Source organism: Phenylobacterium sp. (assembly GCF_004799395.1).
In the GTDB taxonomy this organism is placed as follows: Bacteria; Pseudomonadota; Alphaproteobacteria; order Caulobacterales; family Caulobacteraceae; genus Phenylobacterium.
Genome location: NZ_SSMZ01000149.1, coordinates 1 through 7,532, shown reverse-complemented (window position 1 = coordinate 7,532; position 7,532 = coordinate 1). Strand labels below are relative to the sequence as shown.

Below are 7,532 nucleotides of genomic sequence, written 5' to 3'. Positions count from 1 at the left end.
CATAGACAGCGCCCGGCGCGGCGTCGTCGAAGACGCTGGCGCGCCCGCCGAGGCCCTCGAACCGCGCCGCGCCGACCGCGACGTCCGCCGTGCCGCTCAGCACCACCAGGCAGGCCTCGCGGCCCGCCTCGCCACCGCTCGCCGTCTGGCCCGCCGCCAGCTCCACGACTTTGAAGCCCACATGATCCCAGCCGGCGCTGTTCGGCGTGACTTCCAGCACGACGCCGGACGCGTCCGGGGCGTGCTTGCGGACCAGGAGGTCGGTCATCTCAGGCGGCCTTCTTCAAACCGGCGGCGGCGGCTTCGCGCTCCAGGGTGCGCAGGCCCAGCTCGCCATAGGTGCGCGGGTTGGCGATCGCCGGATCCTGCTCGGCCTCGACCACGATCCAGCCGCAATAGCCGATATCGGCCAGGGCGCGCATGACCGCGGCGTAGTCCAACCCGCCGTCGCCGGGCACGGTGAACATGCCCGCCAGCACACCATCGAGGAAGCTGGAGTTGTTGGCCTGGACGCCGGCGAAGACCTCGGCGCGGATGTCCTTGCAGTGGACGTGGGCGATGCGCTCGGGATGCGCCAGGATCGCCGCCACCGGGTCGATGCCGCCCAGGGCCGCGTGGCCGGTGTCCAAGGTCAGGCCGACCGATGCGCCGGTGATCTTCAGGAAGGCCTCCAGGTCCTGCGGCCGCTCGACCACCGTGCCCAGGTGATGGTGGTAGGCGAACTTCAGCCCCTGGCCGGCGATGTAGTCGGCGAAGCCGGTCATGCGCGCGCCGAACGCCTTCCAACCGGTGTCGTCCAGCCTGGGCGTACGGCTGAGCGGCGTGCCACGCTGGCCGTGGATCGCGTTGCTGGTCTCGGCGTGGACGAAGACGGACGAGCCCATCGCCTTCAGCAGCTTCAGGTGATCCTGCGCCGCGGCGATCTCGGCCTCGACATCGCGGGTCAGCAGCTCGCCCGAGTACCAGCCGCCCACCAGGTCCAGGCCGTAGCCATCGAGCAGCGGCTTCAACACCGCCGCATCGCGCGGGAACTTATCGCCCAGCTCGACGCCGACAAAGCCGATGTCCCGGGCGTCGGCCAGGATCGTCGACAGCGGCGTGTCGCCGCCCAGCTCCGGCATGTCGTCATTGACCCAGGCGATGGGGCTGACGCCGAAACGGATGGACATGAACTAGTCTCCGGTACGCTGGTCTTTGACGGCGGCGTCGTAGGCGGCGCGCGCGGCGCGCACCTGCGGCCGTTCGGACACCTGTGGCACGGCCACGTCCCACCAGGCGCCGCCCGCTTCGGTGGAGATCGCAGGGTCGGTGTCGATGACGATGACATAGGTGCGATCGCTGGCCCGGGCGCGTCCGAGTGCCGCTTCCAGTTCGGCGACCCCGCCCACCTTCACCGACCGCGCGCCGAGGCTGCCGGCGTGGGCGGCGAAATCGATCCGCGGCGCGGCCTCGGCCAGCAGGTTGTTGAACGGCGCCCCGCCTGCGCCCTGCTGCAGGCGATTGATACAGCCGAAGCCCCGGTTATCGAGCACGGTGATGGTCAGCTTCAGGCCCATGGCCACTGAGGTCGCGATCTCGGAATTGAGCATCAGATAGCTGCCGTCGCCGACCATGACGTGGACGTCGCAGGCCGGCGCGGCCAGCTTCACACCCAGGCCGCCGGCGATCTCGTAACCCATGCAGGAATAGCCGTACTCGACGTGATAGCCACCGGGGCGGCGTGTTCGCCAGAGTTTGTGCAGTTCGCCCGGCAGGCCGCCGGCGGCGCAGACCACGACCGCACCCTCGCCGACCGAGCGTTGGACGGCGCCAATCACCTGGGCGTCGGACGGCAAGGCGTTGTCGCCGGGCGCCGCCATGGCGACGTCGGCCTCGGCGGTCCAGGCCGCGATGGCGGGACCTTGCGCGACGCTCCAGGTCGTCGGCGCCTGCCAACCGCTCAGCCTTGGCTCCAACGCTTCCAGCACCGCGCCTGCGTCGCCGACCACCGGCAGGGCGCCATGTTTGTGCGCGTCGAAGGCGCTGACGTTCACCTGGACGAGCCGGCGGTTCGCCGCGGCGAACAGGGCGCGCGAGCCGGTGGTGAAATCCTGCAGGCGCGTGCCCACGCCGATCACCACATCGGCCTGCGCCGCCGCCGCGTTGGCGGCGCTGGAGCCGGTGACCCCGATGCTCCCCAGGTTGAGCGGATGGTCCCAGGCCAGAGCGCCCTTGCCGGCTTGCGTCTCGGCCACCGGCACGCCCCAGGCGCTCGCCAGCCGCGCCAGCCGCCCCTCGGCGCCGGCGTAGAGCACGCCGCCGCCGGCCACGATCAGCGGCCTGGCCGCGCCCTTCAGCAGCGCCGTCAGATCATCCAGTTCGCGCGGATCGGCCGGCGGGCGCCGGGACCGCCACAGGCGCCGGGCAAAGAAGCTCTCCGGATAGTCGAAGGCCTCGGCCTGGACGTCCTGGCAGAACGCGAGCGTCACCGGACCGCAGTCCGCCGCATCGGTCAGCACCGCCATCGCCCGCGGCAGGGCGGCCAGGAGCTGCTCGGGCCGGATGATGCGGTCGAAGTAGCGCGAGACGGGCCTAAAGCAGTCATTGGCGCTGAGCGTCGCGTCGGCGAAGTCCTCCACCTGCTGGAGGACCGGATCGGGCCGGCGGCTCGCATAGACGTCTCCCGGCAGCAGCAACACCGGCAGCCGGTTCACATGCGCCAGGGCCGCAGGCGTCACCATGTTGGTCGCGCCCGGCCCGATGGAGGTGGTGCAGACCATGGCGCGACGGCGGCGCATCTGCTTGGCGTAGGCGATGGCGGCGTGGGCCATGGCTTGCTCGTTGTGCGCCCGAAAGGTCGGCAACTCCCCTTGAGCCGCCTGCAGCGCCTCGCCCAGTCCTGCCACATTGCCATGGCCGAAGATCGCCCAGACACCGGCGAAGAACGGGACCTCGTCCCCGTCGACCCCGACGAATTGCCGCGACAGCCAGCGCACCGTCGCCTGGGCCGCCGTCAGGCGCACGCTGCTCATGCCGCGCGCCCCACCGCACCGCGCGCCCGCCGCCACGCCTCAGAAAGTCGTGAGAGGTTGCTCGCCAGCATCGCGACCGCCGTGTGGTCGTCGACCTCGCCCGCGAGCCAAGCCCGCGCGGCGTCGTTGAAGATTGTGCGCCCCACGGCGAAGCCCTTCACGACCGGGATGTCGGCCACCGTCGCGAAGGCAGCCTCCAGCGCCTCCAGCGGCTGCGAGAGGCCGAGCAGGACGACGCCGCGGCACAATGGATCGCGCCGGGTGATTTCGGCTTCGATGTTGCGCCAGGCCGCTGCATCCTCCATCGGCTCCAGCTTCCACCAATCCGGCTTGACGCCCAGGTCGTAGAACCGGGCCATGGCCCGGGCAATGGTCTGCGCGTCGACGGGCGATCCCGCCGGCGTGATGATCTCCAGCAAGAGCTCGTGGCGTGTCTTGCGGCAGGCGTCGAACAGGCGACGCACCTGCCGTTCCTGGCGCTCGCGCAAGTCCGGGGCGTCGTCCGGGTGGTAGAGCACCAGAACCTTGACCACCTGGTTCAGAGGCCAGGTGGCGAGCTCCGTGGCCACGTCCGCCGATGCTTCGAACTCGAGCGGCCGCGAGCGCGGAACCTCGATGCAGCGACCGATCCAATACGGATGGTCCGCGGCCGCCGCCAGGGCGTCGAAGCCGAAGCGGCCATCCATCAGGATGCCGAAGCCGGGGTCGCCCTTCGCCACCTCGTGCAGCGCCTGCAGGGCGAGGGCCTTGAACGCCGGAATGCGCCCCGGATCGGCGCCCAATTCGGCCGCCAGCTCCTCGAACTGCGCGCGATGGTCGATGGCCAGGACCTTGAGCGCGTCATAGGTCCCGGCCCGCGTGGTCGCCCAATGGACATGTTCCAGCTCGGCATCCTCGCGCAGGCGGCAGGGGCGGTTGCGGTCGGCGAGAAAGGCCTCCATCTCGATCCAGGTCGGCATGGCCGGCGCGCAGCCGTGCCGCGAGACCACGATGGCGCCCGCCGCATTGGCGAGCTCGCAGCAGCGTTCCAGGGGCAAGTCGCGCAGCCAGCCGCGCAAGAACCCGCTCATGAAGGCGTCGCCGGCGCCCAGGACGTTGAACACATCCACCTCGAAGCCCGGCCCGACCACGCCCTCGTCCGATGTGTCCGGGATCGCCTCGGGGAACGCCGAGCAGCCCTTGGGTCCCCGCTTGCAGACGATCAGGGCGGCGGTCAGCTTCCTCACCGCGCGCAACGCCGCGATCGTGTCTGTCGAGCCGCCCAGGATGTGGATTTCTTCCTCCGTGCCGACCACCAGGTCGCAGACCGGCAGCACGCCCTGCAGGATCTCGGTCACCGTGTCGTGGGCTACGAACCGGTTTTCGCCCTGGTCCCGCGCCGCCAGGCCCCAGAGCACCGGACGATAGTCCACGTCGAAGACCACCCTGCCGCCCGACGACTTGGCGGTGTGGGCGGCCTTCATTGAGGCGTCGAAGACGTTTGCCTGGGACAGGTGCGTCCCATTGACCAACACCGCGCGGGCCGCCCTCGCCTGGGCCACGTCCACATCGCCGGCGTTCAGCGCCATGTCGGCGCAGTTCTCCCGGTAGAAGAGCAGTGGAAAGGTCTCGCGGTCGCGGATGCCAAGGATCACCAAGGCGGTCAGCCGCTCGGGATCGGAAATCACGCCGGCCACGTCAACGCCCTCGCGGACCAGCTGCTCGCGGATGAAGCGGCCCATGTGGTCGGCGCCGACGCGGGTCAGGAGCGCCGACTTCAGACCCAGGCGAGAGGCGCCGATGGCAGTGTTGGTCGGGCTGCCGCCGACATACTTGGCGAACGAGCCCATGTCTTCGAGCCGCCCGCCGACCTGCTCGCCATAGAGATCGACGCTGGAACGGCCGATGGCCAGCAGGTCCAGGGTCTTTTCGGTGTCGCTGGGGCCGTCGGACGGATGGCTCATCGACAGCGCCCCGGACCCGAAGCGCTTCTCTCTTGTCCGCCCTGGAGCGCGACTTGCTGGCGGTCGACCTTTCCCAATCGCGATCGATTACTCCTGAAAACCATCCGCCGCTCACCGTCGAATTGCGGCCAGACGATAGCTTCCAGGGTGAAGACGTCTTCGGCGCCGCGTCCCCGATCGTGCGCTGTCCGGCCTCCGGGATGATCAAGCAGATCATCGGCGACCTGGCGGGTCAACTCGCCTTCGCCCGGCATGCGGCCCCGGCGCGCGGGCGGCGGCGCTAGCCGGTCATTTCCGCTGCAAGGCTTGTGGCGTGGTCCGGTGGACGACACAGGATATTTGGAAGGCCCGCCACGGCCACCTGGACCGGGCCGCGCCAGCCCAGTCCCACGCTGCACACCACGGCCAGGCCGTCGAGGCGCCGCAGCAGAGTCTCGGCCCTCTGCGGATCCAGGCCGTCCGCCTCGACGCGGATCGCACATCCGCTTTCGCCGCGGACCATGCTCACGTTCGCCAGATCCAGGGGCTGCACGGCGAACAAGGTGAGCACGCGCACGAGCGTACCGGGGGCATCGACCGCTTCGATGACGAAGGCGTACCGACGGGCGGAGTCAGACATGACCGGCGCCTTTTCGTTCGCCGGCGGCCTGATAGCTGCGGCGGAGCAACACTCGACCGGCGGCGTCGAAGGCGCTGAGCCTCAGCCCATCGCCGCGCCCTGAAGCCCAGACCATCTCATGACGCGGGCGCGCGCCCTCAGCCTGCGGCCAGGCTGAGGTCAGGGCCTCGTCCAACGCGAACAGCGACGCCGGCGCGTCGGCGCTGAACCAGACCTCGACCCTGGCCGTGGCGTGCAACATGCGCTCGGCGGCCAGGGCGTCGGTGAACCGTCGCGCGGCGCGCCGGATCGCCTGGATCTGGGGGTCGGGGTTCGAAGTCATCATGGGTCGGTCCTTCGGTGGCGTGGACCGGCGACGCGCACATAAAAAAACCCCGCTGCCTTTCGGAAGCGGGGTTTTGATCTTGCGATCCGCCGGAGGTTCTATCTCGCGTGCGTTCGCCCCGCTTCGGAGGTGGGGGTAATAATGGCCATCATCATCGCGCGCGCGCCCGCAACCGCGGGGGACCCGGCGGTGGCGATGGCGAAGCGTTTGGCGCAGTTGCGCATGGACGATGCGAATTCCTGTTGTCCGGCGCGGTCTAGCCGTTGAACGAGGCCAAGGCAACCAACGACAGGCGCCGTCGGCGCCTCGAATCCGTCGCACACCACTCGGGTGGCGGTGACCACGATTTCCGAACGTCCGAGTTCGGACCGGGCGTCGCCTGTCCGAACGCCGGATTCGCCCTACTCAACGCAAGCACGCTCGCGCTGGCCAAAGCAGCAGCCGTCAGGCTTCGGTTGCCGACCATGCTTCCCCCTATGTCCCCGCACTTTTGCCGTCGGGTGACTTTGAGTTCCTGCGTATTTCGCGGGATAGCTGACCACAAAACACACGGAAGCGGTCGCGAATGACTTTGCATTCCGGCTATCTTGTTGTGCCCCTTGAGGCCCAGCCGGCGTCCCTCGGGTCGCGCCTCACCACCCTGAGCCCTCAGATGTGGACGGGGTGTCCAAGCGCTCGCAAAGCGGCTTCGTGGACCGCCTCCGAGAGCGTCGGATGGACGTGGATCGTCCCGGCCAGGTCCTCCAGCCGCGCGCCCATCTCGATGGACATGGCGAATTCGCCGGAGAGTTCGGAGACATGGGCGCCGACAGCCTGCAGGCCGACCACGCGGTGGTCGGACTTTCGCGCGACCACGCGCACGAAGCCGCCGGTGTCGCCGGCTTCCATCGAGAGCGCCCGGCCGTTGGCCTGGAACGGGAAGATGGCGCTGACCGGATCGTGGCCGGCGGCCTCGGCCTCCTTCGGCAGCAGGCCCGCCGAGACGATCTCCGGCTCGGTGAAACAGACTGCGGCGATGGTCGCCGGATCGAAATGCCGGTTCTGGCCGGCGATCACCTCGACGGCCACATGCGCCTGGGCGACGGCCTTGTGCTCCAGCATCGGCTCGCCGACCAGGTCGCCGATGGCGTAGACGCCGCTCATGGAGGTCTGCATCCGGTCGTCCACCTTCACGAACGGACCGGCCATGTCGACACCCATCTCCTCGAGGCCCCAACCCTCTGTGTTAGGACGCCGCCCGACAGTGACCAGCAGCTTGTCCGCGGCGATGCGCAGGGTCTCGCCGTCCTTCTCCACCGTCAGCTGGCGCTTGGCCCAGCCGGTCGCCTTGGCGGAGAGATGCAAAGTGACGCCGGCCTTCTCCAGCCAGGCCTTCACCGGCTTGGTGAGCGCCTCGTCATAGAGCGGCAGGATGCGATCCTGCGCCTCCACCACCGTCACCTCGCAACCGAACTTGCGGAAGGCCGAGCCCAGCTCCAGGCCGATGTAGCCCGCGCCGATAACCGCCAGGCGCTTGGGCAGCTCCTGGAGCGCCAGGGCCTCGGTGGAGGAGATCACGTCGCCGCCGTAGGGTATGTGCGGCAGGGCCGTGGCGATCGAGCCGGCCGCCAGGATCACGGTCTCAGCCTTGATGG

General features: G+C 69.5%; 8 protein-coding genes. 1 reads left to right on the top strand and 7 read right to left on the bottom strand.

Annotated elements, in window-relative coordinates:
- The 4 genes from E8A12_RS09820 to iolC form a co-directional block, all read right to left on the bottom strand.
- Positions 1 to 268, bottom strand: a 268-nt coding sequence (locus E8A12_RS09820; protein ID WP_293368131.1) for a 5-deoxy-glucuronate isomerase, incomplete at its 3' end; no start/stop codon positions are given.
- A gap of 1 nt (position 269) precedes the next feature.
- A complete protein-coding gene (gene iolE, locus E8A12_RS09815) occupies positions 270 to 1,169 on the bottom strand; it encodes a myo-inosose-2 dehydratase (RefSeq protein WP_293368129.1) in 900 nt (299 codons plus the stop codon).
- A 3-nt stretch (positions 1,170 to 1,172) separates the two neighbouring features.
- Positions 1,173 to 3,011, bottom strand: coding sequence for a 3D-(3,5/4)-trihydroxycyclohexane-1,2-dione acylhydrolase (decyclizing) (iolD, locus tag E8A12_RS09810; RefSeq protein WP_293368127.1), 1,839 nt, complete (start codon positions 3,009 to 3,011; stop codon positions 1,173 to 1,175).
- Positions 3,008 to 4,954 carry a 5-dehydro-2-deoxygluconokinase gene (iolC, locus tag E8A12_RS09805; protein WP_293368125.1) on the bottom strand — a complete coding sequence of 649 codons (1,947 nt, stop codon included), beginning with the start codon at positions 4,952 to 4,954 and terminating at the stop codon, positions 3,008 to 3,010. The genes iolD and iolC overlap by 4 nt, the downstream gene beginning before the upstream one ends.
- Before the next feature lie 53 nt (positions 4,955 to 5,007).
- Here iolC and E8A12_RS09800 point away from each other — a divergent pair, with 53 nt between their 5' ends.
- The gene (locus tag E8A12_RS09800) at positions 5,008 to 5,238 is read left to right on the top strand and encodes a hypothetical protein (RefSeq protein WP_293368123.1); all 231 of its coding nucleotides are present in this window, start codon (positions 5,008 to 5,010) and stop codon (positions 5,236 to 5,238) included.
- Here E8A12_RS09800 and E8A12_RS09795 read toward each other — a convergent pair.
- The 3 genes from E8A12_RS09795 to E8A12_RS09785 all read right to left on the bottom strand — a co-directional run.
- Positions 5,235 to 5,573: a hypothetical protein gene (locus E8A12_RS09795; protein ID WP_293368121.1), complete on the bottom strand. Its 339-nt coding sequence runs from the start codon at positions 5,571 to 5,573 to the stop codon at positions 5,235 to 5,237. The two genes, E8A12_RS09800 and E8A12_RS09795, sit on opposite strands and share 4 nt — an antisense overlap.
- Complete coding sequence (locus tag E8A12_RS09790) at positions 5,566 to 5,898, bottom strand: hypothetical protein (protein ID WP_293368119.1); 333 nt, start codon at positions 5,896 to 5,898, stop codon at positions 5,566 to 5,568. The genes E8A12_RS09795 and E8A12_RS09790 overlap by 8 nt, the downstream gene beginning before the upstream one ends.
- Before the next feature lie 648 nt (positions 5,899 to 6,546).
- A partial coding sequence (locus E8A12_RS09785) for an FAD-dependent oxidoreductase (RefSeq protein ID WP_293368117.1) occupies positions 6,547 to 7,532 on the bottom strand: 986 nt, incomplete at its 5' end.

Excerpts from the sequence above, each read along its gene's own strand:
- iolE (WP_293368129.1), bottom strand. The coding sequence starts at position 1,169 with ATGTCCATCCGTTTCGGCGTCAGCCCCATCGCCTGGGTCAATGACGAC.
- E8A12_RS09795 (WP_293368121.1), bottom strand. The coding sequence starts at position 5,573 with ATGTCTGACTCCGCCCGTCGGTACGCCTTCGTCATCGAAGCGGTCGAT.
- iolC (WP_293368125.1), bottom strand. The coding sequence starts at position 4,954 with ATGAGCCATCCGTCCGACGGCCCCAGCGACACCGAAAAGACCCTGGAC.
- iolD (WP_293368127.1), bottom strand. The coding sequence starts at position 3,011 with ATGAGCAGCGTGCGCCTGACGGCGGCCCAGGCGACGGTGCGCTGGCTG.
- E8A12_RS09790 (WP_293368119.1), bottom strand. The coding sequence starts at position 5,898 with ATGATGACTTCGAACCCCGACCCCCAGATCCAGGCGATCCGGCGCGCC.